18 protein-coding genes and 1 pseudogene are annotated in these 24,109 nt (G+C 51.1%); 1 reads left to right on the top strand and 18 read right to left on the bottom strand.

All coding sequences use genetic code 11. From position 1 onward, the window contains the following. Positions 1-8: 8 nt before the first annotated feature. From EHT87_RS28185 to EHT87_RS28195, 3 genes are all read right to left on the bottom strand, one after another. Positions 9-2,864, bottom strand: a complete 2,856-nt coding sequence (locus tag EHT87_RS28185) for an AsmA family protein (RefSeq protein WP_124910114.1) — start codon at positions 2,862-2,864, stop codon at positions 9-11. A gap of 72 nt (positions 2,865-2,936) precedes the next feature. Next, positions 2,937-3,515: a D-sedoheptulose 7-phosphate isomerase gene (lpcA, locus tag EHT87_RS28190; protein WP_124910115.1), complete on the bottom strand. Its 579-nt coding sequence runs from the start codon at positions 3,513-3,515 to the stop codon at positions 2,937-2,939. Positions 3,516-3,595: 80 nt separating this feature from the next. Further along, on the bottom strand, positions 3,596-5,389 hold the full coding sequence (locus EHT87_RS28195; RefSeq protein ID WP_124910116.1) for a hypothetical protein: 1,794 nt from the start codon (positions 5,387-5,389) through the stop codon (positions 3,596-3,598). 127 nt (positions 5,390-5,516) lie between these two features. Here EHT87_RS28195 and upp point away from each other — a divergent pair, with 127 nt between their 5' ends. Then, positions 5,517-6,161 carry a uracil phosphoribosyltransferase gene (upp, locus tag EHT87_RS28200; RefSeq protein ID WP_124910117.1) on the top strand — a complete coding sequence of 215 codons (645 nt, stop codon included), beginning with the start codon at positions 5,517-5,519 and terminating at the stop codon, positions 6,159-6,161. Here the strand turns inward: upp and EHT87_RS28205 are convergent, their stop codons facing one another. The 15 genes and pseudogenes from EHT87_RS28205 to ilvD all read right to left on the bottom strand — a co-directional run bounded on the left by EHT87_RS28205 (position 6,162) and on the right by ilvD (position 24,105). Further along, on the bottom strand, positions 6,162-10,955 hold the full coding sequence (locus EHT87_RS28205; protein WP_124910118.1) for a hypothetical protein: 4,794 nt from the start codon (positions 10,953-10,955) through the stop codon (positions 6,162-6,164). Positions 10,956-11,043: 88 nt separating this feature from the next. Continuing rightward, on the bottom strand, positions 11,044-11,886 hold the full coding sequence (prmA, locus tag EHT87_RS28210) for a 50S ribosomal protein L11 methyltransferase (protein WP_124910119.1): 843 nt from the start codon (positions 11,884-11,886) through the stop codon (positions 11,044-11,046). 163 nt (positions 11,887-12,049) lie between these two features. Beyond that, on the bottom strand, positions 12,050-13,189 hold the full coding sequence (locus EHT87_RS28215; RefSeq protein ID WP_124910120.1) for a 2-isopropylmalate synthase: 1,140 nt from the start codon (positions 13,187-13,189) through the stop codon (positions 12,050-12,052). A gap of 40 nt (positions 13,190-13,229) precedes the next feature. Next, positions 13,230-14,300 (bottom strand): 3-isopropylmalate dehydrogenase, encoded by a 1,071-nt coding sequence (gene leuB, locus EHT87_RS28220; protein WP_124910121.1) that lies wholly within the window; start codon positions 14,298-14,300, stop codon positions 13,230-13,232. 91 nt (positions 14,301-14,391) lie between these two features. Next, on the bottom strand, positions 14,392-14,991 hold the full coding sequence (leuD, locus tag EHT87_RS28225; protein ID WP_124910122.1) for a 3-isopropylmalate dehydratase small subunit: 600 nt from the start codon (positions 14,989-14,991) through the stop codon (positions 14,392-14,394). Beyond that, positions 14,969-15,247 (bottom strand): annotated as a pseudogene (locus EHT87_RS31895) (HepT-like ribonuclease domain-containing protein); the annotation flags it as partial. The gene leuD and the pseudogene EHT87_RS31895, both read right to left, overlap by 23 nt. Before the next feature lie 67 nt (positions 15,248-15,314). Continuing rightward, a complete protein-coding gene (locus tag EHT87_RS28235) occupies positions 15,315-15,593 on the bottom strand; it encodes a nucleotidyltransferase family protein (protein ID WP_185716370.1) in 279 nt (92 codons plus the stop codon). A gap of 4 nt (positions 15,594-15,597) precedes the next feature. Then, on the bottom strand, positions 15,598-17,001 hold the full coding sequence (leuC, locus tag EHT87_RS28240) for a 3-isopropylmalate dehydratase large subunit (RefSeq protein ID WP_124910125.1): 1,404 nt from the start codon (positions 16,999-17,001) through the stop codon (positions 15,598-15,600). Then, positions 16,998-17,177, bottom strand: a complete 180-nt coding sequence (locus EHT87_RS31900) for a HepT-like ribonuclease domain-containing protein (RefSeq protein ID WP_124910126.1) — start codon at positions 17,175-17,177, stop codon at positions 16,998-17,000. Before EHT87_RS31900 ends, leuC begins: the two co-directional genes overlap by 4 nt. Further along, a complete protein-coding gene (locus EHT87_RS28250; protein WP_124910127.1) occupies positions 17,126-17,353 on the bottom strand; it encodes a nucleotidyltransferase family protein in 228 nt (75 codons plus the stop codon). The genes EHT87_RS31900 and EHT87_RS28250 overlap by 52 nt, the downstream gene beginning before the upstream one ends. A gap of 12 nt (positions 17,354-17,365) precedes the next feature. Beyond that, positions 17,366-18,634 carry a threonine ammonia-lyase IlvA gene (gene ilvA / locus EHT87_RS28255; RefSeq protein WP_124910128.1) on the bottom strand — a complete coding sequence of 423 codons (1,269 nt, stop codon included), beginning with the start codon at positions 18,632-18,634 and terminating at the stop codon, positions 17,366-17,368. A 135-nt stretch (positions 18,635-18,769) separates the two neighbouring features. Next, positions 18,770-19,813, bottom strand: coding sequence for a ketol-acid reductoisomerase (gene ilvC / locus EHT87_RS28260; protein ID WP_124910129.1), 1,044 nt, complete (start codon positions 19,811-19,813; stop codon positions 18,770-18,772). 122 nt (positions 19,814-19,935) lie between these two features. After that, on the bottom strand, positions 19,936-20,469 hold the full coding sequence (gene ilvN / locus EHT87_RS28265; RefSeq protein WP_114407724.1) for an acetolactate synthase small subunit: 534 nt from the start codon (positions 20,467-20,469) through the stop codon (positions 19,936-19,938). Positions 20,470-20,578: 109 nt separating this feature from the next. Beyond that, the gene (ilvB, locus tag EHT87_RS28270; RefSeq protein WP_124910130.1) at positions 20,579-22,339 is read right to left on the bottom strand and encodes a biosynthetic-type acetolactate synthase large subunit; all 1,761 of its coding nucleotides are present in this window, start codon (positions 22,337-22,339) and stop codon (positions 20,579-20,581) included. Positions 22,340-22,398: 59 nt separating this feature from the next. Beyond that, complete coding sequence (gene ilvD, locus EHT87_RS28275) at positions 22,399-24,105, bottom strand: dihydroxy-acid dehydratase (RefSeq protein WP_124910131.1); 1,707 nt, start codon at positions 24,103-24,105, stop codon at positions 22,399-22,401. Positions 24,106-24,109 lie beyond the last annotated feature (4 nt).

Here is a 24,109-nt window from a genome sequence, read left to right on the forward strand (position 1 = left end):
TCCGGCTTCTAGGTCGAATCTTTGGGCGACTTCATCAGCTTTTGAAACAACTTCAACCCTTGTTCTTTCAAATCATTTTTAGCCCGTTTCACCACCGCATCTTTCACTTGATCAACCGCACTACCCGCCAGAAACTGAAGTTGCGGTTTTTTATAACTTCCGTTCAGGGCGAAGTCAATTTTAGCCCGCTCCACATTCCCCAGCGATTGCCCCGTCATGGATGAAAAAGCTTTGGCAAACTGAACTCCGGCTTTTCCGGTCGGCACATCCAGTTTCAGAACGTATTTCAGGTCGCCTTCCAGCGAGTTCGAGCCCGCTACCGTCACGATATTGTCTTTGATCTTTACGTCAAACGGCTTGATCGACACAAACCCGTTTTTCACTTCTACCTTCATCAGCATGTCCCGGAAATTTGGATTCCGCAAATCGGCCAACTTCGTTTTTTCGACAATCCGCTCCACAATCGGGTTATTTCTCAAGGTAGCCTGCACAATTTTGACCAGGGCATTACCGGTTAAACTGTTTAAATCCGGCATCATATCCGGCTCCAGCCGCCCGTTGACGGCAAACGTACTCGAAAAACGACCAATCATGTATTGCGCCAGCGGAAAGACCACTTTTGCCAGCGTCAGATGCCGGTTCGCCTGTGCAATGTCGGCGTTGGCAATCCGGACATCAAAGGCAAAACGCGGTTTGGCCAGGTCCTTCGGGTCGTAGGTACCGTTGGTTACAAACTGTCCACCCAGCGAATTGAACGTTACCTGTTTCATTTTCAGGACGCCATCGGCCATTTCGAGCTGCCCTTTGATGGTATTCAGCGGCATTTTGTCATAAACCGCCTGATCGACGTTGGCATTCAGCGTAAACCGGATATTTTTCGGCAATTCGATTACGGACGGACTAGCCGGTTTTGCACCCGCTTCAGCCTCATCACTCATCCATTCGTTAATGTTCAGGCGGTTGGCCCGCACATTGAGCGTGCCTTCGAGGGGCTGGTTCTCATCCAGGATAAAGGGAATGTAGTTGCTCAGAAAACCGTCGGCCGTAAACGTACTCGTCCCCAGCAAACCCTGCGCCTGGTCAACGTTCAGCTTGCCGGGCGACAGATTCAGCCGGGCGGTATTCAAGGTCAGCCCCTGCGGCAAACTTTCCCCTTGGTAGCTCAGGTTGGTAATGGCCATCGTTCCGCGGGTAGGGAGTTTGTCATACTGCTTGGCGCGGGCGTCGGAAAGCCGGCCTTTCGTTTCGATATTGGCGTCGATCAAACCGGCCAGTCGGGTACCCTCAATCGGAAAAATGCGGGTTAAATCCGTCAGATTCAACCGCCCTTTGGCCGTCATGTCGTAAGTATAATCATCGAAATTCTGCACCCAGCCCCTGGCCTGAAAAGGATCTCCGGCCAGTTTTAGTTGCAGATTGGTCAGATCAAGGCGCGTATCGGCCAGTTTTCCGGTCCGATTCGTGAGACTTGCCAGCGCATTGATAGCATCGATGGACTCCGGAAGTTTCATCGATTTCACCGATCCGTTCTGCAAACGCATCATCGCATCGACCATCGGGAACGCTTTGGCGGCTTTGTCATATACACCCCGGGCTTTCAGATTCAGGTCCGCCAGCCCCCGCAAGGTCAGGCTATCGATTGGGAACAACTGCGTCAGTTCCTCCAGATTCAGTTTGGCGGTGAGATCCGCATCGACCATCGAATGGGAGAACCCCTTCACCAACGCCCGCCCGCGAATGGGATTCCGGCCCAGGTCGGCGGCCAGTTTTTTCAGGTTAACAACCGTGTTTTTCAGCTGATCTGTAGAATTAGTGACCGTCAGATCCAGCCCAATATGCTCAACGGCCGACGCCAGATCCGGGTACTTGAACCGTCCGTCGTTCACCACCAGGTTCAGCAGAAAAGCCGGGATTTGACTGCCATTGTAAGTGCCCTTCACGTTGCCATCGAAGCGCACCGTTCCGTCGGCATCGATGTCCCGAAACCGCTCGGAATAGATACCGGGTACGAGCGACAGCAGATTTTTGAAATCGCTTTCGGGCGAACGGTATGTCAAATCGAAACGCATGGACGTGTCCGACGGTGCCGAAGATCCCGTGGCAATCGAGCCGTTCAACTCAATCGGCAAGTCGTTCAGACGAATGCGGTTATCGGCAAACGTATACACCGATTTTTCGAGTTCGGCCCGAAGCTTCATCTCCGCGTCGAGTTTTTTATCGGTCAGGTATTCAATACCGTCGTAGGTGAGCGTGATCCGCTCCGCCTTCGTGTTGAGCACCAAATCGGCTACCTCTGCCGACAAGCTGCCACTTCCGGTATGGTTGACGGCTTCCAGCCGAACCTTCATGGGCAAACTCAGATCTTCGTACCGAATCAGCCCGTCCTTGATCGCCCATTCGTCGATGTCGAGCGTAAAGGCGTTCTGGCTGGTATCGGCTTTTTCGGGTTCATCGCTTTCAACGGCTTTGTAGATGTCGTAATTGGCCCGGCCATCGCGCAAAATCTTGACCAGCACACGCGGCTGATCGAGGTAAACACCACTCAGTTTTAACTGATCCCCCGAAAGCGCACTCAGCAAATTGACTTTTACCTCAAAGGCGCGGGTACTGAGCAGCGTGTCGCCCGCGAACGGCGTATGGCTGACAATGCTGAGCGAATCGGTTTGCAGCGTCAGATTAGGAAAGTGGCGGATCAGCGACAGGCTGACTTTTTCGGGCCGAAAATTGACCTGAGCATTTACGCGGTTATTCAGCTCCTGCTGAAGCCGGGTTACAATTTTATCCCGAAAAAACATCGGCACAATCCAGGCAACCAGGAGTAATACGCCCAGTACCGATGCCATGATGATTCCGATTTTTTTCATGCTAATTGCTTGTCTTTTATTTATATACGACAAACAAAAGCCGAAAAAGTTTGAAGAATCGCTACAGCGGAGTTACCCAATCACCAGCTTTTCGATGAGCAGAATGAACAGATGGATGACTTTAATGTGGATTTCCTGGATGCGGTCGGCATAGCCAAAATGCGGAACGCGAATTTCAACGTCGGCGGTTCCGGCCAGTTTTCCGCCGTCTTTGCCCGTCAGCAAAACCACTTTCAGGCCCCGCTGCCGGGCCGCTTCCACCGCGCGGATGATGTTGGCCGAATTACCGCTCGTGCTGATTCCCAGCAACACGTCGCCTTCGTTGCCTAACCCTTCAATAAACCGCGAAAAGACGAAGTCATAGCCGTAATCGTTGCCCACGCAGGAGAGGTGGCTGGTGTCGGAGATGCAAATAGCCGCCAGCGCCCGGCGGTCGTCGCGGTAACGGCCGGAGAGTTCTTCGGCAAAGTGCATGGCATCGCAGTGGGACCCGCCGTTGCCGCAGGAAATAATTTTATGCCCACTTTGCAAGGCATTGGCCATCAGGCGGGCGGCCTGTTCAATGGCGGAGAGCTGATTGGGGTCGCTCAGAAAAGCATCGAGAACCGAGCGGGCTTCGGTCAGTTCCTGACGGATCGTTTGGTCAAGCATTAGCACGTACTTGTTAATTACCGGGTAGCACGCAATCGGTTAGTAAACGAACCGCTGGCACCCGAATAACAAATTAACATTTAAAGAACTAAAGTCCGGTAGGGCAAATTCCAGCGCAGGGCAAACGAAGTGGATGACGTGTTGTATTTGAGTCGCTCAGCCTGGCTGTCACTTTTGCGCAGAATCTGTTGAAAATCAATAAATACATTGTGCTTTAACATAAACGACAGCCTGACGTCGCCGTATGTAACCAGCGTTTTACGGCCCTGACCAATAAAATGGCCCGTTCCGTCGGCTTTTCCCGGCCACTGAACCCGGGTTTCATAAGGTTGCAACAAATTACCGCCATAATTGCGATTGGGCGGGTCGACCCCGTAACTCATCAGTCCAAACGTCCCGATCAGATTCCAGCGATTCCGGGGCTGATACCGCACAATGGCCAGCCCTTCGATGAAATTGGCACCCAGGGGATGGGCCAGCGGTTGATTGTAATGAACATAATTGGTCTGGCCGGACCGGTGCGAATACGTATAAGGCCGGGCCAGGTTCATTTCGCCCTGCAAGTCGAGATTGGCAATACCGAAGGCATCGATGTATTTCAGACCCGCCTGAACGGCAAATTTATTTACCCAGGAGCCATTTTTGGCCCGTAGTTCACTTATCTTGAACTCATCGAACATGAGCTGACTATAGGCCAGAAAATGTTGGGCAAAGTTAGCTTTGAAATCAAGGCCGACGAGGGCATTATCGGCGCTGCCCCGGTAGGATTCAATGAAGCGGTAGAAAATAACGGGATTAAAATAATTCAATTCCAACTGGCTGCGGCTAAACACTTCCGCTTCAAATAAACCCACGTTAATATGCTTGCCAATGTTAACGCTCAGGTGATGGATAGCGGTGTATTTCTGCGGATTCAGTTCATCATAAGCCCCCGGCGGCTTCTGGAGGTTCTGAAATTCAGCCAGCAGATTGGTGTATTGAAAACGACCAAACCGGGTGGTAATTTTGAGAAATAAATAAGGGGAGCTGTTGTCGGATAAAAACAGGGAACGATACCCATTCCCGAAGAAATTCCGGTCGTGGCCGAACTGAATGTTGATGATTTTTAATGCATTGAAGGTAATGTAGCCTCTGGCCGATAGGAAATCAGCCCCGCCAAACGTAGAATTTCGGGCTGACGTCCGTTTAACAAACCCTTCAAATGGAGCGAAACCTTCGCTTGTATTCGTGGTATATTGCGCCCCGTATTCCCAGATATATCGCGGAAACAAGGCTTGATTGTCAGACAAAAAAGTATAAAAACTCAAGCGTTTGCGAATGCTGCCCCGAATCTCCAGACCCCGGGAATTAACATACGGGTTGAACGACGCACCTACAGTTCCGGAATTGGTTTCAGCACCGTAACTGAAATTAACAACCGGGCTAACGTGCACATCGAAATCGTCGTTTTGGTAGCTATAAAGGTCACTTTTCTTCTTGTAAAAGGTCCCCAAAGCGCGCTGACTGTCGCCCGGCCGTTTCTGACCAGCGTGTAATTCCGACGTTTTTAATTGCAGAAGGGATAAAGAATCGGGGTAGGTTGGCGGCACCCACTCCCAGCTATCATCACGCAAATAGCGAATGGTAAAGCGGTCGACGGGGGATAATCGAACAAATGGATCACCTAATATACTATCCGTTAATTGAACAGCGGCCTGCCGGGTATACGGTTTTACCGAACTGTGAAAACCGCTCGCCCACTGGCCCTGCTTGATCTCCAGCCGATCGATCAGGTGGTAATAATCACTATTTAAAGGTATCTTTTGACTTTGAGCCTGGGCCGACCACGACGCCAGCAAAACAAAAGCTATCCCGATTGTAAAAATAGTCCTCATAGGGAGCTTCACACTAGCCACCGTGTGGACGGTGCCATAAAAACATCATCTTAATTCGACGCACAAATTAGGGAAAGGGTTTGGATTATCCGACACATTCCCTTTAAATTACGCTGAAAAAGCCCCTATGTTTGTTTTCGCCGACCATCCATCCATTGCCGACCAGTTTATTGCCGAACTCCGTGATGTAACCATTCAGAAAGATCAGATGCGTTTTCGGCGTAATCTGGAGCGGCTGGGTGAGCTAATGGCCTACGAAATATCCAAGTCGATGTCGTTTCAGGTTGTAAAAGTGCAGACCCCGCTGGGGGTATCTCCCACCCCACTCATTAAAAAACCGCCGGTTCTGGCCACCATCCTCCGGGCAAGTCTACCCTTTCACCAGGGATTTCTGAATTATTTTGATCGGGCCGAAAATGCATTTATCGGCGCCTATCGTGGTTATCTGCCGGTCGGCGAAGATTTTGAAGTGGCGATGGATTATATTTCCAGCCCCGACCTCAGCGGAAAAACCGTTATTTTGATGGACCCGATGCTGGCGACCGGTCGGTCGCTGGAAAAGGTTTATCACGCTCTGCTGCGGTTTGGAACGCCCGCCAAAACCCACATTGCCGCCGTGCTGGCCAGCCCCGAAGGAATCCGGTATGTTCAGGACAAAATGCCGCAATGCCATCTGTGGCTGGGTGCCATCGACGAGCGGCTGGATTCCCATTACTACATCGTTCCCGGTCTGGGCGATGCCGGCGATCTGGCTTTTGGCGGCAAAATCTGATCAGAATCCCTCCTTTTTGTCGTCGGCTTTTTCTTTTTTCTTTTCTACCACTTTCTTCGGAGCGTCTTTCGATGTGGCGGTTTTGGGCTGTGGCTTGGGTTTTTCTTTGGTTTTGTACTGATCCAGATACCGGTCCGTGAACTGCGTCTTCTCGAAAACATCCGCAGCGATAATCGATACGGCAGTCTTACCGCCATTTTTCCCGCCCGCCATGATACGGTCGTTCAGTTCCTGATCCGACGTTAGCAACGCCAGTTGAGCGGTTGCGCCCCCGCCCGACTTATAATCCCAGTAAAACCAGCTGTCCGGCGATGCTTCCAGATAAATCGTCGCTTCGTCGCCCCCGTCGGTTTTGCGGATTTCGACAAACCCTTCCATCTGGGCATTGATATCGACATTATCGATGTTCGACACGCCGATTGGGCCGACGCTGTAGAGCGCATTGTATTTTTCCGACCAGCGCAGATTGACGTCCGAAAGCACCAGCGACGCCACAAATTTGGGGGCAGCCTGCGTAATTGAAACGTGCTGATTCTGCGCTTTGGTGCGGTAGACATCCGTGGCCTTCTGTCCGATAATGGCGGCTAGTTTGGCGGTTAGCCGGTCAAGATCATCATCGGCTGGTTCGTCGTTCTTTTCGTCCAGATTCGCCTTTACCATTTTGTCGGCAATGGCGGCATTGACCGGCTGCGGAATCGGCAAGGCAAAACCCACCAGCGCATTCAGCTTCAAGGTCGAACTGTCGACGTGCGCCCGGCCCGTTCCGGCGGCAAAGACAAAGTTGTTCGGCGCGGAACCGCTTGAACCCGTATTCATCACGTTGACCGGCCCCTGAAAATTCATCACACCCGTGGCATCGTTAAACGTAAACGCCCCGTCGACGTCATCCAGCCCGGCAGCATCTTTCTTCACAATCCGAAAGACTTTATCCTTCTCATCGTACGTCATCACGCCCGTCGCCCGGTACAGATCATCATCCTTATCGTTTTCTTTCGTCGATAAAAACGTCGGATAAAGGCCGGCACTGCCTCCGCCCCGAAAATGCAAACCGGCCGTCAACGGCTGATTTCCGTCATTTTTTAGCGTTTGGTCCACTTTGATGCTGAAGGTCTCGCCAATCTTTTCCTTCATGGGAATCCAGTCACTCACCAATTTGGGCCGCTTTTTCAGCGCAATTTTAATGGCCCCTTCCAGCTTCAGATCCTGTTCGGGTGCCATCATAGTAATGCTGCCTTTAAACTGCACTTTGGGTGCCAGCGTCACATTGTCGCGCTCGTCGACATCGGCGCGCGCTACGGTATAATACGTTTTGGCGGGTTCGTTGCTGTTCTTGCCCTTCCGGCCTACACTGCGGGTATTCGACGCGAGCGCCACGGGAGCCGCTTCTTTCAGCTCGAAACTTCCCATTTTAATGTTGGCCGTATCGCCTTTGGCCGCGGCAAACTGGTAAACTGCGTCCCCGGAGAACCGCGTCCGTGACTGAATCTGAATCGTACCGCCTTTCAACTTGTGAAACAAACTGGTGGTATCCAGTTCCAGCCGGGCGTTTTTGAGTGGCAGCATTTCGCCATTCCGCTTGATGGTAATCAAGCCTTTTTCCGGGTAAATCCGGGCGTCGGCGGAGGTAACATACGGCACCCCACTGACGTTAAGCGTGGCTTTATCCACATCATAAACCGCCGACGCCCCATTGAACGTCAGCCCTTCCTGGTCTTCGGCGGTTGCGGTAAAGGTGGACGTTTTGGCGGCTTTCATCGTAATGGTTTTGGCCGCAATGTTCCACTGGGCTTTGCTGATGGACGTTTTATAGGCCGCATTCGGGAACTCCAGACTCGACATGAGCGTATCGCTGAACGAAGTCGCCGTCGCATTATTCGTGGCAATGGTCACTACGCCCTTCACCTGGTTGAAATCCACATCGACTTTCGTACCCAGCAACATCGGTTTCGTTGCGGTTCCCTGCTTGTCAGCCACCACCCGGAACTGCGCATTTCCTGCCGTAAATCCTTCTTTATTAAACTTGATGTTTTCAGATTGTGCTTCCGAATCCGACCGTTTTACGGTCCCTTTCCCAAATAAACCGCTCGACCGAACCACTAAGTCACCCTTCAGATTGGTCGTACTATTGTAAAAGCTAAAATGATCGGCTTTGGTGGAAATGGTCATGCTATCGGCTTTGGGAAACCACTTCATGGCGTAATTTTTAAGGTCTACTGCCGGGAAGTACGCTTTTCCAACCAATCCTTCTTTAATCTGTCCCGTCTCACCCGATGCCAAAACCGAGTCCGGTGTCATCAGAATATCTTTGGCGGGAAGTGAGGCATTCAGGTGAGAAATTACCCCTTCGGCACGTAGCCCTTTGCGATCCATCACCAGTTTACCGGTAAACTTCAGGTTTCCTTTTCCACCATAGATCGGATAACCGGCCGCGGGCGCCGTATGCTCAAAGCCCAGGGAGTTGTCGGGCATGGACTTCAACGTGGTTTTGATCGGAGGAAAAATACCGTCGGAAAAGAAGGTTCCGTCGAAGGCAATGTCGCCTTTGCCCAGGCTGTCGTTGTCCACCGCCGGGACTTTGAAATAGACATTTTTGTTGTAAACCAGACTTCCGCGGTTGGGCTGATTGAAATAAACCGTCATCCCTTCCGGCATGAGAAGCCGCTGAGTCGTTTTTTTATCTTTCTGTCGACCCGATTTATTGCCTTTATCGGCCAGGAAAACCGTACCCGGTTTTTCGTATTGAATATCACCGCCAATCTCCTGATTCTTTCCCTGTGGGGTAAAAGTAATCGAGTCGATCTTGGTCATATTCATCGAAAACTGGTCGTAATTGAAACCCAGCTCACGGCCCGTATACCGCATGTTACCCGATTTCAGTTGCCCCGTGAGCGTGAAGGCCCGGTTTTTTCCGATCCGCAGGGTTTTATCCGTTGGAACGGCGGTAATTTTCAGCGAATCACTGATGCTGAATTTCTCGACGCCCCGAATGGTCAGAAACTTATCGTTCAGGTTGATCGTCGCGTTGGTCGTGCTGTCGTTGGATGGATACGTCGAGCGAATCAGGAAGTTGTCATAGTCCTTTTTGTGGGCGTTGGCCAAAACGTACAGCACACCTTTCCGGCTCAGGCGCATTTCTTCCGATTTCGGGTCCATATCGATGTAACCCAGGGCCATCATACGATTCAGGACGTTGCGCATGATGGGCGGACTGATCCTGGAATAAGCCGCCAGATCGTCGGCAAAAAACGTCTGGGTTTTCTTGACCGTAAGGTAATTGGCAGCTAGTTGCAGCGGGTGAAAACCGAAATCGGCGGACATTCCGGCGTACCGCTCGGGAAAGAAAAAATCGAACGACTCAAACCGCACCGGCACTTCTTTTTTGGCCCCAACCTGGTAGAAATCGACCTTTTGCCGCGGCAAATCCCAGCGCACGATTTCGGGTTGAATGTAGAATTTATGGTAGCTATCGCTAAAATAAGTATCCGAATAGCCGGATTTTTCAGCCTTGCTCAAACGGGCAATACCGGTTTCGCGGTCGTATCGGAAGGCAATACCGGGATGGTACAGCGTATCGACCGCGTCGATGTAACCGGTAAACGAAACCAGTGGACTCGAAATTAACGAGTCGGCAAACTCAAACCGTCGGCTGCTGGCCTTAAAAGCCGGTTTTCCCTTGTAACTCACTTGCAATAGCGACGGCTGGCCGTTGGCAGCCGAACCGTATAACTTCGTTCCGGCCAGCGCAATACCGCCTTTGTAGGTGATGCCATTGCCCAGATTATTCAGCACCACATCGTTCGACCACGACATAAACCGGGGATACGTCGGCCCCTGCCGGGCTAGCCGCTTTTTGCTGTCAAACTCAAACGTTCCTTTGATCGGCTTGGCGAGTGGTTTGTAGGTCAGCGTTACGTCATCGGCCGTAATTTTGGGATTACTGACCACAAAACTATAATCGGCCAGCGTCACAAACGTTTCCGGTTGTCCCGCCGACTCCCACGAAAACGAGCCGCCTTTTCCGACCCAGATACCGTCTTTCAACAGCAACGCACCGTCGGTTTTCCTGAGAGCGACCGAATCATTCGCCGTTGTCACAACCAGATCCGCTCCCTTGATTTCCAGCACCGGCCCATCCAGCCTGGGAATCGGTTTCCGTTCCGTCGACGACATCAGCGGAATGACTTTTCCGGTTGAATCCACCGGCAAATCCCAGCCATCGGAATCGCTCGGTTTTGGGGTTTGCGTTTTTTTTACGGACGCAACGGTATCGGAAGAAGCCGTTGCCGTTCCATTTTGATCGGCTAAACGCAGCGTGAACGTACCGCCGTTGACGTAGAGTTTATTAAAATTATTGACGTATAAATACCGCTTTTCGGCAAACAACCGGACGGTTTCCAGCACTTTCGTCAAGCTTTTGGGATCGTATTTTTCAAACGACTTTTCAGCAATCGCCAGGTAATTATCCACTTCGGCCGGACTCACCTGCTGGGTCACCATGAGTTGGAACAATGCTTCGTAAAAAGGCGCAAAATGCTGAGTGGCCTGATAGCGCTTGGTATTCATTTTCCGGCTCAAGGCGATCACGCGCTCTTTCTGCGGAGCCGACAGCTTGTTTTCGGTGAACAGCGTTTCAAGATTTTTTTCAGCTTTTTGGGTGTATGCGCCCCCGGCGTTCATTAGTTTCTGCAAATCCGTCAGAAACTGTTCGGGATTGTCCGACAGCTTGACGGTTTGCGCCGACGCCACCGTTGCCAGCAGCAGAAAAGCCGATAAAATGCTATATACCTGTCTCATAATTCCCGTATGTACCCGCGGACTTTAGTCCGTGTTTAGCTCGTTCTATCGGTTTTAAAGCCAATAATGATGAGCCTAAAAACACGGGCTAAAGTCCGCGGGTACTTTTGATAAATCGTAGTGAAACCCACTTATTCCGGGACAACTGCCCGGTTTTTATCAGCCCTTCGGCCAATCCTTTTTCCTCAATATCCAGCGCGTCCTGTTCGTAAAAACCGCTCACCAGTAATGTGCTGTCCGGTTTCATCAGCCGGACGTAAACCGGTATATCGTCCAGCAACACATTCCGGTTGATGTTGGCCAGCACGATGTCAAACCGTTCTGTCGGGTTAACCTCATGAATCGTGCCCTGAAACACTTCAATTTGCGAACAGCCGTTCAATTCGGCATTTTCGCGGGCGTTTTCGATGGCCCATTCTTCAATGTCGAATGCCACCACCCGTTCGGCACCCTGCAAAGCGGCCAGAATCGCCAGAATACCGGTTCCGGAACCAACATCCAGCACGGTTTTCCCGGCCGCGTCGACGCTCAGTTGATGTTCGAGCATCATGGCCGTCGTTTCGTGGTGACCGGTTCCAAACGACATTTTCGGATTGATAACAATGTCGTACTGAAAACCGGCATCCGGTTCGTGAAACGACGCCCGAACACGAATCCGATCCTGAACTTCGATGGGCTGGTAATTCCGTTCCCACTCTTCGTTCCAGTTCTTTTTTTCTAACGAATTGATCTGGTAGGCTATTGCGGTTTGATCGGCGTATTTATCGATAACCGACTGGACCGCAGTTTCATCAAAATCCGACTCAGAAATGTAGGCACTCAGCCCTTCGTCCGTTTCAACAAAGGATTCAAAACCTAATGCGCCGAGTTCGGCCATGAAAATGTCGGTATAATCAGCCGGAAGCGTTAGTTGCAGTTCAGTGTAGTTCATAAAGTAAAGAAAATAAAAAAGGACAAGCTTCCTGCCTGTCCCTGTAAAACCTGTCAGGTCTTGAGACCTGACAGGTTTGTTTTTTAATTCATCGCGCCCTTATTCTGTTTCGACGCAAAACCGCAACCCTGTTAGGTTTTCAAAACCTAACAGGGTTCTATTATCAGCGAACCAGTTCCATCAAATCCTTGTCATTCACCTCTTTGCGAACATCGGCCATGTCGAGAAAACGGGTGTAGATGGTGTCCAGGGTCGGTTTGTCATACCGGAAACCCAGCAGTTCAAGGCGGTGTTTCAGTGCGTGACGACCGCTGCGGGCCGTCAGCACGATCGACGATTCGGGAACGCCTACATCGTGCGGATTCATGATTTCATAGTTTTCCGAGTGTTTCAGAAAACCGTCCTGATGAATACCCGACGAGTGAGCAAAGGCATTACGACCCACGATGGCTTTATTGGCCTGCACCGGCATATTCATCATTTCCGACACCAGCTGGCTAACCGGGAACAACCGTTTGGCATTGATGTTGGTCTCAAAACCCAGTTCTTTATGCACTTGCAACGCCATCACGACTTCCTCCAGCGAGGTGTTTCCGGCGCGTTCGCCAATGCCGTTGATCGTTACTTCCACCTGCCGCGCGCCCTGCTGGATACCGGCCAGCGTGTTAGCCGTTGCCAGGCCGAGGTCGTTGTGGCAGTGGATGGAAATAATCGCTTTATGGACGTTCGAAACGTGTTCGTAGATGTATTTAATTTTCTGGCCATACTCATCCGGCAGGCAATAACCGGTTGTATCCGGAATATTCACCACCGTGGCACCCGCGCCAATGACGGCTTCGGTTAGCCGGGCCAGAAACGCCAGGTCGGCCCGACCCGCGTCTTCGGCGTAAAACTCCACATCTTCCACGTAGGTACGGGCGTGTTTAACGGCCGCAATGGCCTGCTCCACAATCTGATCCCGTGTGCTGTTGAACTTGTTGCGGATGTGAATGTCCGACGAACCAATACCGGTGTGAATCCGCTTCCGTTTGGCATATTTCAGGGCTTCACCGGCGGCATCGATGTCTTCTTTTTTCGCCCGTGAAAGGGCGCAGATGACCGGCTCAGAAACCGCTTTCGAGATTTCAACAATGGACCGAAAATCGCCGGGGCTCGAAACCGGAAATCCCGCTTCAATAATATCGACGCCGAGACGCTCCAGTTCTTTCGCCACCACGATTTTTTCTTCGGTAGATAATTGGCTACCCGGCACTTGCTCGCCGTCGCGCAGGGTGGTGTCGAAAATATAAATCCGTTGGCTCATGGTTAATAAGAGTAAATTGGGATAGAGTGTTCTCGCGTAATCAAAGTTTGGAAAGTACTTGCTTTCCCATCGCTTCCGTACCTAAAATCAGGTCGGCGGGGGTGTTGGCATTCGCAATGTCGCGGGTTCGAAAACCGGCTTTCAAGACCTGATCGATGGCATCGACTACGGCTTCGGCTTCGGCTTTCATGCCGAACGAAATCTCGAGCATCAAAGCCACCGACAACACAGACGCCAGCGGATTGGCAACGCCTTTGCCCGTAATGTCGTGCGCCGAACCGTGAATTGGTTCGTACAGCCCCGTGGTGTCGCCAATGGAAGCCGACGCCAGCATGCCCATCGAACCGGCAATCTGCGAGGCTTCGTCCGTCAGAATATCGCCGAACAGGTTGCCCGTTACGACCACGTCGAACCGGCGCGGATCTTTGATGAGCAACATGGCAGCGGTATCGATAAACTGATGTTCCACTTCAACTTCCGGATACCGTTTGGCCACGTCCTGCACCACTTCGCGCCACAACCGGGACGATTCCAGCACATTGGCTTTATCGACCGAGCAGAGTTTTTTCCGGCGGGTCATGGCCGCATCAAACGCCTTGACGGCAATGCGTTCCACTTCGTAGCGGCTGTAAATCATGAGGTCGTAAGCGGTATTTCCGTCGTCTCTCCGTCCTTTTTCGCCAAAATACACATCGCCCGTTAGTTCCCGAAAGAACAGAATGTCAGCACCTTGCAGAAACTCCGGTTTAATACTTGATGCCTGTAGCAGTTCGTCGAACAACTTGATGGGCCGCAGGTTGGCATACAATCCCAGGGCTTTCCGAATCCCGAGCAATCCCTGTTCGGGCCGCACTTTCGCCGACGGATCGTTGTCGTATTTCGGGTGACCAACTGCGCCAAACAAAATGGCATCCGACTGCTTCGACTTGGTAATGGTTTCTTCGGGAAGCGGATTGCCCGTAGCTTCGATGGCCGCGTGTCCAATCAGAGCCTCGTCATACGTAAATTCGTGGCCGAATCTCTCCGCAATCCGATCCAGAACCTGTTTTCCAACGGTGGTTACTTCCTGGCCGATCCCATCACCGGCGATAACTACAATGTGTTTCTTCATTCGTTTTCAATGAGCGAATGAGCGGTTTAGTGATTGAGTGAATAGATCGAAGATCATGTTTTTTAATTCACTCAATCACGCAATCACTCAATCAAAAATTAGCATGCGCCAGATCAAATTTTTTAACTTCTGAACTTAAACTCAACAGGTAATCGATGTCGTCGTAGCCGTTCATCAAACACTCTTTTTTATACGCGTTGATGGCAAACGATTCTTTCAAACCGTTTTCCAGCACAATTTCCTGATTCACCAGATCGACGGTAATCTGCGTTTGTGGGTCAGCTTCGATGGCTTTGAAAATTTCTGCCAGAAATTCATCCGAAACCTGAGCGGGTAATACGAAATTATTCAGCGAATTATTCCGAAAAATATCAGCGAAAAAGCTGGAGATCACCACGTTAAAACCGTAATCATGAATGGCCCAGGCCGCGTGCTCGCGGCTGGACCCCATGCCGAAATTCTTACCCGCAACGAGGATTTTGGCCCCGGCGTAGATCGGATTATTCAGAACAAAGTCGGCTTTGGGCGTATTGTCGGCATTGTAACGCCAGTCCCGGAACAGGTTATCACCGAATCCTTCACGCGTAGTGGCTTTCAGGAACCGCGCCGGGATGATCTGGTCCGTATCGATGTTCTCAATCGGCAGCGGAGCCGCCGTCGAGACGAGTTTATGCATGGTTTCTTTGCTCATTCTGAATTTTTATTAGCTTTTCCAACAGATTAGGCAAATAAGCTTTCACGGTATTGTAAACCGTTGAGGCTGATATCCCAAAGTATTCATGAGCCAGTTTGTTTCGCATGGCTCGCATCAGTTTCCATTCGACCTCCGGGTACTTAGTCTTTAATGAATCCGATAAACGAATAGTTGCTTCTCCAATAATTTCAAAGCGCCGGTAGACAGCATCCTGTATCAATGTACTTTGGTTGAAATCGACTTCGGTTACCTCCTTTACATAATCAAAATAATATCAATACTTTCAATAATGTCCTGCAAGTAAACCGTATCATCCCGATTCATATCAAATCGACTTTTCTTGCCAATAGCTGATCGCGAATAGAAGGTTTAATCGCCTTATACTCCACGATATCAATTGCCTTTTTCGTCAGGTTCGATAACTCTTCTTCAAATCGCAAAATATCAAACAACGTTACTCCCTCAGCTTCAATCAGGAGATCTACATCACTTTCGCTGGTCTCTTCGCCACGAGCATAGGATCCAAAGACGGATGCTTTGCGGACATTTTTGCCCAGCAGATACGTCTGAATCGTTTGAAAAAGCGTTTGACTTTGCATTGTTTTACACCAATTCTCGCACATCCGTCACTTTCCCGGTCACGGCCGCAGCTGCCGCCATAATCGGGCTGGCCAGGAACGTCCGCGCACCCTGTCCCTGACGGCCTTCAAAGTTACGGTTGGAGGTCGAAATGCAGTATTTTCCCGCCGGAACCTTGTCTTCGTTCATGCCCAGACAGGCCGAGCAGCCCGGTTCGCGGAGTTCAAAACCGGCGCTGATAAATACCTGATCCAGCCCCTCGGCTTTGGCCTGATTCGACACCTGCACCGAACCCGGCACAATCCAGACTTCCACTCCTTCGGCTTTGGTCTTGCCTTTTACAAATTCAGCTACCGTCCGCAAATCTTCAATCCGCGCGTTGGTGCAAGATCCGATGAACACGTAATCGACCGGTTTTCCGATCAACTCCATGCCCGGTTCCAGACCCATATACGCCAGTGACTTCGTGTAGGAAGCCAGCTCGCTTTGCGGTATTTCGCTCAGATTCGGTACGTGACTATCCACGGATATGCCCATTCCGGGGTTGGTTCCGTAGGTAATCATTGGCCCGATATCCTCAGCCCGGTAGTTCAGTTCAAGATCAAATACGGCTCCTTCGTCGGTTTTCAATTCCCGCCAGCGTTCAACAGCCCGGTCAAACGCTTCGCCCTGGGGCGCAAACCGCCGGCCGCGAATGTATTCGAAGGTGGTTTCGTCGGGAGCAATCAGTCCTCCGCGCGCACCCATTTCGATGCTCATGTTGCAGATCGTCATCCGGGCTTCCATCGACAAACTGCGAATCGTATCGCCCGCGTATTCCACGAAATAACCGGTGGCGCCACTGGCGGATATTTGCGCAATGACGTACAGAATGATGTCTTTCGACGTAACGCCTTTCCCCAATTGGCCGTTGATGTTGATCCGCATCCGTTTGGGTTTGTATTGCAGAATGCACTGCGTGGCCAGAACCTGCTCCACTTCGCTGGTTCCGATCCCGAAGGCAACGTTGCCCAACGCGCCGTGCGTGCTGGTGTGGCTGTCACCACAGACGATGGTCATTCCCGGCAGGGTTAGTCCTAATTCGGGTCCGATAATGTGGACAATTCCCTGAAACGGGTGGCCCAGATCGTATAGTTCAATACCAAAATCGGTACAATTTTTCCGCAGGGTTTCCACCTGATGGCGCGAAAGCGCTTCTTTAATCGGCAAATGCTGGTCTTTCGTCGGCACGTTGTGGTCCGCCGTGGCCGTGGTCCGCGAAATATTGAAGACCCCGATGCCGCGCTTCCGCAACCCATCGAAAGCCTGTGGACTGGTCACTTCGTGAATAAAATGGCGATCGATAAAAACCGCATCCGGGCCATCGTCCATCGCCTTGACGACGTGGGCGTCCCAGATTTTATCAAACAGGGTTGTGGGCTGACTCATACGTTACTTTCTTCTTGCTCGATTATAAAATCTATCCAAACTTTATTTTCTGGAATTTCAGTACGGATAGCGTCCCAGATAATTTCATACTCAATTCCCCAGTAATGATGAATAAGTCGATCTCTCAGCTTGGCAAAACCGGACCAATCGAATTCACGGTATGTGTACCGCACCACGTCTTTTTGCCTTCCTGAAACTCAACAACGAAGTCAATATCGCTATCGTCTTTCTGCTGGTTACGGACAAATGATCCAAACAAGCCTAAACGAGCGGCCCCAAACTGTTTTAAAGCCGATTGATGGGACTCGATGCGTTCCATCGCTTGCTCTTTAGACTGGACAGCGGTTTTCATGTTGAAGCGTTTTCAAATCAAAAACTCAAACAAATCCGGCTTGTCATTCAAGTATTCAAACTGGATTTTGGCTTCGCGCATGCGTTGCAGCAGCGACTCAAAATCCGCTTTGTGCTTCAATTCGATACCGACCAGAGCCGGGCCGCGTTCACGATTGGTTTTCTTGGAATATTCAAATAATGTAATGTCGTCGGTTTCGCCCAGCACATCGCTCAGAAACTCGCGCATGGCACCCGCCCGCTGCGGAAACCGGATGATGAAATAATGCTTCAGCCCTTCATACAGCAGTGATCGTTCTTTAATTTCTTCCGTACGGGTAATGTCATTATTGCCTCCGCTAACCAGACAAACGACGTTCTTGCCTTTGATCTCATTCCTCAGAAAATCCAGGGCAGCAATGGTCAAAGCTCCGGCGGGTTCGGCCACAATCGCATCTTCGTTATACAGTTGCAGAATCGTGGTACAAACTTTCCCTTCCGGTACCAGAATAACCTGATCGAGATTCTGACGACAGATTTCAAACGTCATGTCACCGACGCGTTTAACGGCGGCTCCGTCGACGAACTTGTCAATTTCGTTCAACGCAACCACATGGCCCTCATCCATCGACGCTTTCATGGAAGGCGCCCCCAAGGGTTCCACGCCAATGAGCTTGGTTTTGGGACTCAGTTGCCGAAATACCGTCGAAACCCCGGCGGCCAAACCGCCCCCGCCAACGGCCATCAGCAGGTAGTCAATTTTGAAGTTGGAATCCTTGAAAATCTCCAAACCAACGGTTCCCTGCCCTTCCATCACCTGCAAGTCGTCGAAGGGATGCACAAAAATGCTCTCGTGCGTATCGACGTAGTCCATGGCGGCATGGTAGGCATCGTCGAACGTATCGCCGATCAGAACCACTTCCACAAACTCTTTCCCAAAGAGTTTGACCTGTTTTACTTTTTGATTCGGTGTGGTCGTCGGCATGAAAATAATACCTTTGACGGCCATTTTTCGACACGCATACGCTACGCCCTGCGCGTGGTTGCCGGCACTGGCACAAACCACGCCCTTCGCCAGGGATTCGGCGGGCAGGCTGGCCATTTTGTTGTAGGCGCCCCGAATCTTATAGGATCGGACCACCTGCAAATCTTCACGTTTCAGAAAAATAGTGGCACCGTATTTATCTGACAGATTCAGATTTTCCTGCAAAGGCGTATGGGATACGACACTCCGCAACCGCTCAGCCGCCAGATAGATGTTGTCTACGTCCGGAAAGGTTATATTTTTCTCCGCTTCTACCACGTTAAAATAGGTTACAGTTTAAGGATTGGGGAGTTTAGGAGCCGTTATCAGGACTTTAAAGTTACTCAAATTGCAGAAAACTTTAGCACCCGGTTCCTAAACTCCCTCAATCACGCGGAAAATCCCGCCCCAAACTTAATTACGCTCCGGACGCAAACTGCGAACGGCTGTTCCGGCCCGCCACATTTCCGACTCGCGAAGTTCTTTCAGTTCTTCTTCCAGTTTTTCGCGGTAATCCGGTTGTGAGTTACGGGTGATGGAGATATTCGCCTGCTCACCGGCTTTTACCGAGTTGTATAATTGTTCAAAAACCGGCTTGGTGGCATCCCGGAATGGTTTCCACCAGTCGAGGGCTCCGCGTTGCGCGGTGGTCGAGCAGTTGGCATACATCCAGTCCATGCCGTTTTCGGCCACGAGCGGCATCAGCGACTGCGTCAGTTCTTCCACCGTTTCGTTGAATGCTTCGGAAGGTGAGTGGCCGTTGGCCCGCAATACGTCGTACTGAGCCGCAAAAATTCCCTGAATGGCACCCATCAGCGTACCGCGTTCGCCGGTCAGGTCCGATGTTACTTCTTTATAAAAATTCGTTTCGAACAGGTAACCGGAACCCACGCCGATACCCATTGCAATGGCCCGTTGGCGGGCTTTGCCACTGGCATCCTGATAAATGGCAAAACTCGAGTTCAAGCCTTTGCCTTCGACAAACATCCGGCGCAGCGACGTTCCTGAGCCTTTCGGTGCCACCAGGAATACATCGACATCCTCAGGAGGAACAATACCGGTTTGATCTTTGTAGGTAACCCCGAAACCGTGCGAGAAATACAGGGCTTTTCCGGCAGTCAGGTATTTTTTAACGGTCGGCCACAACTCGATCTGAGCGGCATCCGACAGCAAGAAACAGATAATGGTCCCTTTTTCGAGGGCTTCTTCAATTTCAAACAAGGTTTCGCCCGGCACCCATCCATCGCGAACGGCTTTGTCGTAGGTTTTGCCTTTGCGTTGGCCAACGATGACATTGAAACCATTGTCGCGCATGTTCAGCGACTGACCTGGACCCTGCACACCGTAACCGATGACGGCGATGACTTCGTCTTTGAGGAATTCTCTGGCTTTTTCAAGAGGAAATTCTTCGCGGGTCACGACTTCTTCTTCAACTCCGCCGAAGTTAATTTTTGCCATTGTTTGACTGGTTTATTTTGAATTAAAATTGATTACTGATGTATGGAAATGAGTGGAATGCCGATACTGCTCCTGCGACTTCAGGTCGTATTAGATTAATCCGGGCACAAATATCGCATTTCTTACAAATAATATTCCCACTCATATTCAGGCAGATACTCGACCAGCCCTTTTTCGGTTTTTCCAACGGCCACCCGGCCCGACCGCACGAACTCCAGAATACCGTGAGGCTTGATGTAACTGAAAAACTCAAAAATCTGCTTTTCCGAACCGGTTTTCTCGATGACGACGTAGTCCAGCTGCCAGTATACCACCCAGGCGTTGAAGTTTTTGTTGATGTACTCGATGTCGAGTGGTTTGGACCCGAGTGGTGTGGCGATTTTGAAAAGGGCGATTTCGTTCGACACGATTTCGTCGTTCAAGTAGCCAAAAACCGCCATTACTTCGATAATTTTCCGAATCTGGCGAACCAGTTTTTCAACCGCTTCCCGCGAATCATGCTTGATAACGATCGTAAAGCGCGAAACGCCCATCCGTTCCGTTTCCGAAACCGTCAGGCTTTCGATATTAATCCGCCGACGGGTAAAAATGATCGTAATCCGGTTGAGCAGACCAATCGTGTTTTCGGTGAATATGCAAATGGTGTATGTGTTCATTTTCTTCGTACCCACGGACCGGCGGGCGCTCCCGTTGAGTCTGTGTTTTTTATTTTTTACACTTCACGATTCACGGACTAAACGGGAGCGCCCGCCGGTCCGTGGGTACTTACTCCAGCCGAATATCGGCAACGCTCGTACCGGCGGGAACCATCGGAAATACATTTTCCTCCTGTTCAACAATGATTTCCAGCAAATACGGCGTTTCGGATGCCAGCAGCGTGTCGAGCGATGCCGACAAATCTTCCCGTTGAGCACACGTATGGCCCGTAATGCCAAATCCTTTGGCAATCGTGATGAAATCCGGATTCTGCAATTCGACAAACGAATACCGGCGTTCGAAAAACAACTGCTGCCACTGCCGCACCATCCCTAAATAATTGTTATTCAGGATGATGATTTTCACCGGAAGCTTATTCTGCGCAATCGTGCCCAGTTCCTGAAGTGTCATCTGGAAACAACCGTCCCCGATAATGGCAATTACCTCGCGGCTTGGATCGCCCACTTTAGCGCCAAAAGCCGCCGGAAGTGCAAAACCCATCGTTCCCAAACCGCCTGATGTAACCAGACTGTGCGGTTTCTTAAACTCGTAGTAAGCGGACGTCATCATCTGGTGCTGACCAACATCGGCCACCATTACGGCTTCGCCACGGGTCTTTTTCGACAGCAGATTAATGGCTTCTGCCATTTTTATTTTTTCGGTCGTCGGCGCAATGGCCGGCTTCGTAACCTTCTCATCTTCAATATCGTCGTACTTCCGAAACTCGTTGCGCCAGGCGGTATGATCGTTTTCGTTCACCAGCGGCATCAGGCGGTTCAGCACCTCCTTCACATCGCCAATCACCGGCGCATCGGCCTTGATCACTTTATCGATCTCAGCCGGATCAATCTCGATATGAACCACTTTGGCCTGACGGGCAAACAAGTCGGCGTTTCCCGTTACGCGATCATCGAATCGCATCCCGATGCCAATCAGCAGATCGCACTGGTTGGTCATCACATTGGAACCGTAATTTCCGTGCATGCCCAACCAGCCGGTATACAATGGATGATCGACCGAAAGCGCCGACTGACCCAGTAACGTTGTTGCTACCGGAATACCGGTTTTTTCAACAAAAGCGAGTAGTTCTTTCTCGGCTTTGGAAATCAACACCCCATGTCCAACGAGGATATACGGTTTTCTGGCCTTGTTGATCAGTTCGGCGGCTTTTTCAACCTGCTCCTGTTTCGGTACCAGACGCGGGCGGTAGCTGCTCACTTTCTCACATTTTTGATAGTGGAAAGATTTGGTCATCAGCTCCTGCTGCGCATTTTTAGTAATATCGAGCACCACCGGACCCGGACGGCCCGATTGCGCCAAATAAAAGGCTTTGGCAACAATTTCCGGAATTTCGTCGGCACTCGTAATCTGGTAATTCCATTTCGTAATCGGCATGGTAATCCCAATCACATCGGTTTCCTGAAACGCGTCGGTTCCTAACAATTTCACCGCAACCTGACCCACCAGACAAACCATCGGGGTCGAATCGATCAGGGCATCAGCAATACCGGTCACCAGATTCGTCGCGCCGGGTCCCGACGTTACCAGACAAACCCCGGCCCGGCCCGTCACGCGGGCGTATCCTTCGGCGGCATGGGCTGCACCCTGTTCGTGGCGCACCAGAATGTGGTTCAGGCGGTCCTGATAATCGTACAGAGCGTCGTAGACCGGCATGATGGCCCCGCCGGGGTAGCCAAAAATCGTTTCTACGCCCTCTTCCACCAAAGCCTGCATGAGCGCTTCGGCACCCGTCAGGGGTTTAAGCAACTTAGCAGATGGAACAGCCGGTTGCGGTTTTTCTGCCGTTAATTCAATGACCGTCGTATTCATCGTATTGTCTGTTTATATTTCGTCGGTTAGCACGACTATTTGTTGATTTCCATTCGTCCTTATTCGTCCGTTACACAGCCTTCACTCGCCGAGCTGACCAATTTCACATATTTCCGCAAAATACCGTGTGAAGCGGCTGCTTCCATCGGCGGAACGGTCCAGTTGGCCCGGCGTTCAGCCAGTTCCTCGTCCGAAACGTGCAGGTGAAGCACATTATTGACGGCGTCGATCGTGATTTTATCACCATTATGAACCAGGGCTATGTTGCCGCCGTCCTGCGCTTCGGGTGTGATGTGGCCCACCACAAAACCGTGCGTACCCCCCGAAAACCGCCCGTCGGTAATCAAGGCCACTTTATCGCCCAGCCCCAGGCCCATGATGGCCGACGTTGGTTTCAGCATTTCGGGCATTCCGGGGCCACCTTTCGGGCCTTCGTAACGAATAACCACCACGTGGCCTTCTTCAATCTCTCTTTTCTGAATAAACTCCAGCAATTGCTCTTCGCGATCACACACTTTGGCGATGCCTTCAAACCGCTCGCCTTCTTTACCGGTAATTTTAGCAACCGCACCCTGTGTAGCCAGGTTGCCGTACAGAATCTGGATGTGGCCGGTTTTCTTGATCGGATTGGAGAACGGGCGGATAATCTGCTGGGTTTCGAAATTCAGATCGGGGACTTCGGCCAGATTTTCGGCGATGGTTTTTCCCGTCACCGTCAGGCAGTCACCGTGGAGATAACCCGCGTTATACAGATATTTCATCACCGCCGGAACCCCGCCGATTGCTAAAACATCTTCCATGTAATATTTCCCACTCGGTTTCAGGTCACCCAGATACGGCGTCCGGTCACTGATGTCCTGAATATCTTTCAACGTGAGCGAAACGCCGACGGATTTGGCAATCGCGATGTAGTGTAAAACCGCATTGGTCGAACCGCCAAGGGCCATCACTACCGTCATGGCGTTTTCAAACGCCTGCTTGGTCATGATGTCGCGGGGTGTAATGTTCTTTTCCAGCAGGTTCATCATAGCGGCTCCAATTCGGCGGCATTCTTCCTGCTTGCCTTCGTGCGTGGCCGGATACGTTGAACTGTTGGGCAAACTCATGCCCAGCGCTTCCATCGATGACGCCATGGTGTTGGCCGTATACATGCCCCCGCAGGCGCCCGCGCCGGGGATCGAATTTTGGATGACGCCTTTATAATCTTCGTCGCTGATGTTACCCGCTACTTTTTTGCCGTACGCTTCAAACGCCGACACAATGTCCAGCTTCTGGCCTTTGTAGCTTCCGGACCGAATCGTACCGCCGTATACCAGAATCGCGGGGCGGTTGATCCGACCAACGGCCATCAAAGCACCCGGCATGTTTTTATCACAACCAACCACGGCAATGACGCCGTCATACCATTGGGCGTGAACGACCGTTTCTATCGAATCGGCAATCAAATCCCGGGAAGGCAGCGAGTAGGACATGCCGTCATTTCCGTTGGTCATGCCGTCGGAAACACCAATCGTATTGAAGACTAAACCGACCAAACCGCTTTCATTTACCCCTTTTTTGACATAAGCCGCCAGTCCATTCAAATGGATGTTGCACGGATTGCCGTCGTAACCGGCACTGGCAATTCCGATCTGGGGTTTCTTCATGTCGTCTTCCGTCAAACCGATGCCGTAAAGCATGGCCTGAGCCGCTGGGTTACTGACTTCCTGTGTCAGTGTAGCACTGTACCGGTTAAGCTGTGTTTTGTCGGGTGTTGTAGTCGTCATAATT

Origin of the sequence: Larkinella knui (genome assembly GCF_003858645.1) — a bacterium.
Taxonomy (GTDB): Bacteria; Bacteroidota; Bacteroidia; order Cytophagales; family Spirosomataceae; genus Larkinella; species Larkinella knui.

Bases quoted from the DNA above. Each gene is read 5' to 3' on its own strand.
- lpcA (WP_124910115.1), bottom strand. From the start codon at position 3,515: ATGCTTGACCAAACGATCCGTCAGGAACTGACCGAAGCCCGCTCGGTT.
- EHT87_RS28235 (WP_185716370.1), bottom strand. From the start codon at position 15,593: ATGCAAAGTCAAACGCTTTTTCAAACGATTCAGACGTATCTGCTGGGC.
- EHT87_RS28195 (WP_124910116.1), bottom strand. From the start codon at position 5,389: ATGAGGACTATTTTTACAATCGGGATAGCTTTTGTTTTGCTGGCGTCG.
- ilvC (WP_124910129.1), bottom strand. From the start codon at position 19,813: ATGGCAAAAATTAACTTCGGCGGAGTTGAAGAAGAAGTCGTGACCCGC.
- leuD (WP_124910122.1), bottom strand. From the start codon at position 14,991: ATGAGCAAAGAAACCATGCATAAACTCGTCTCGACGGCGGCTCCGCTG.
- upp (WP_124910117.1), top strand. From the start codon at position 5,517: ATGTTTGTTTTCGCCGACCATCCATCCATTGCCGACCAGTTTATTGCC.
- EHT87_RS28185 (WP_124910114.1), bottom strand. From the start codon at position 2,864: ATGAAAAAAATCGGAATCATCATGGCATCGGTACTGGGCGTATTACTC.
- prmA (WP_124910119.1), bottom strand. From the start codon at position 11,886: ATGAACTACACTGAACTGCAACTAACGCTTCCGGCTGATTATACCGAC.
- ilvD (WP_124910131.1), bottom strand. From the start codon at position 24,105: ATGACGACTACAACACCCGACAAAACACAGCTTAACCGGTACAGTGCT.
- ilvB (WP_124910130.1), bottom strand. From the start codon at position 22,339: ATGAATACGACGGTCATTGAATTAACGGCAGAAAAACCGCAACCGGCT.
- EHT87_RS28205 (WP_124910118.1), bottom strand. From the start codon at position 10,955: ATGAGACAGGTATATAGCATTTTATCGGCTTTTCTGCTGCTGGCAACG.
- leuC (WP_124910125.1), bottom strand. From the start codon at position 17,001: ATGAGTCAGCCCACAACCCTGTTTGATAAAATCTGGGACGCCCACGTC.
- EHT87_RS28215 (WP_124910120.1), bottom strand. From the start codon at position 13,189: ATGAGCCAACGGATTTATATTTTCGACACCACCCTGCGCGACGGCGAG.
- ilvN (WP_114407724.1), bottom strand. From the start codon at position 20,469: ATGAACACATACACCATTTGCATATTCACCGAAAACACGATTGGTCTG.
- leuB (WP_124910121.1), bottom strand. From the start codon at position 14,300: ATGAAGAAACACATTGTAGTTATCGCCGGTGATGGGATCGGCCAGGAA.
- EHT87_RS28250 (WP_124910127.1), bottom strand. From the start codon at position 17,353: ATGAAAACCGCTGTCCAGTCTAAAGAGCAAGCGATGGAACGCATCGAG.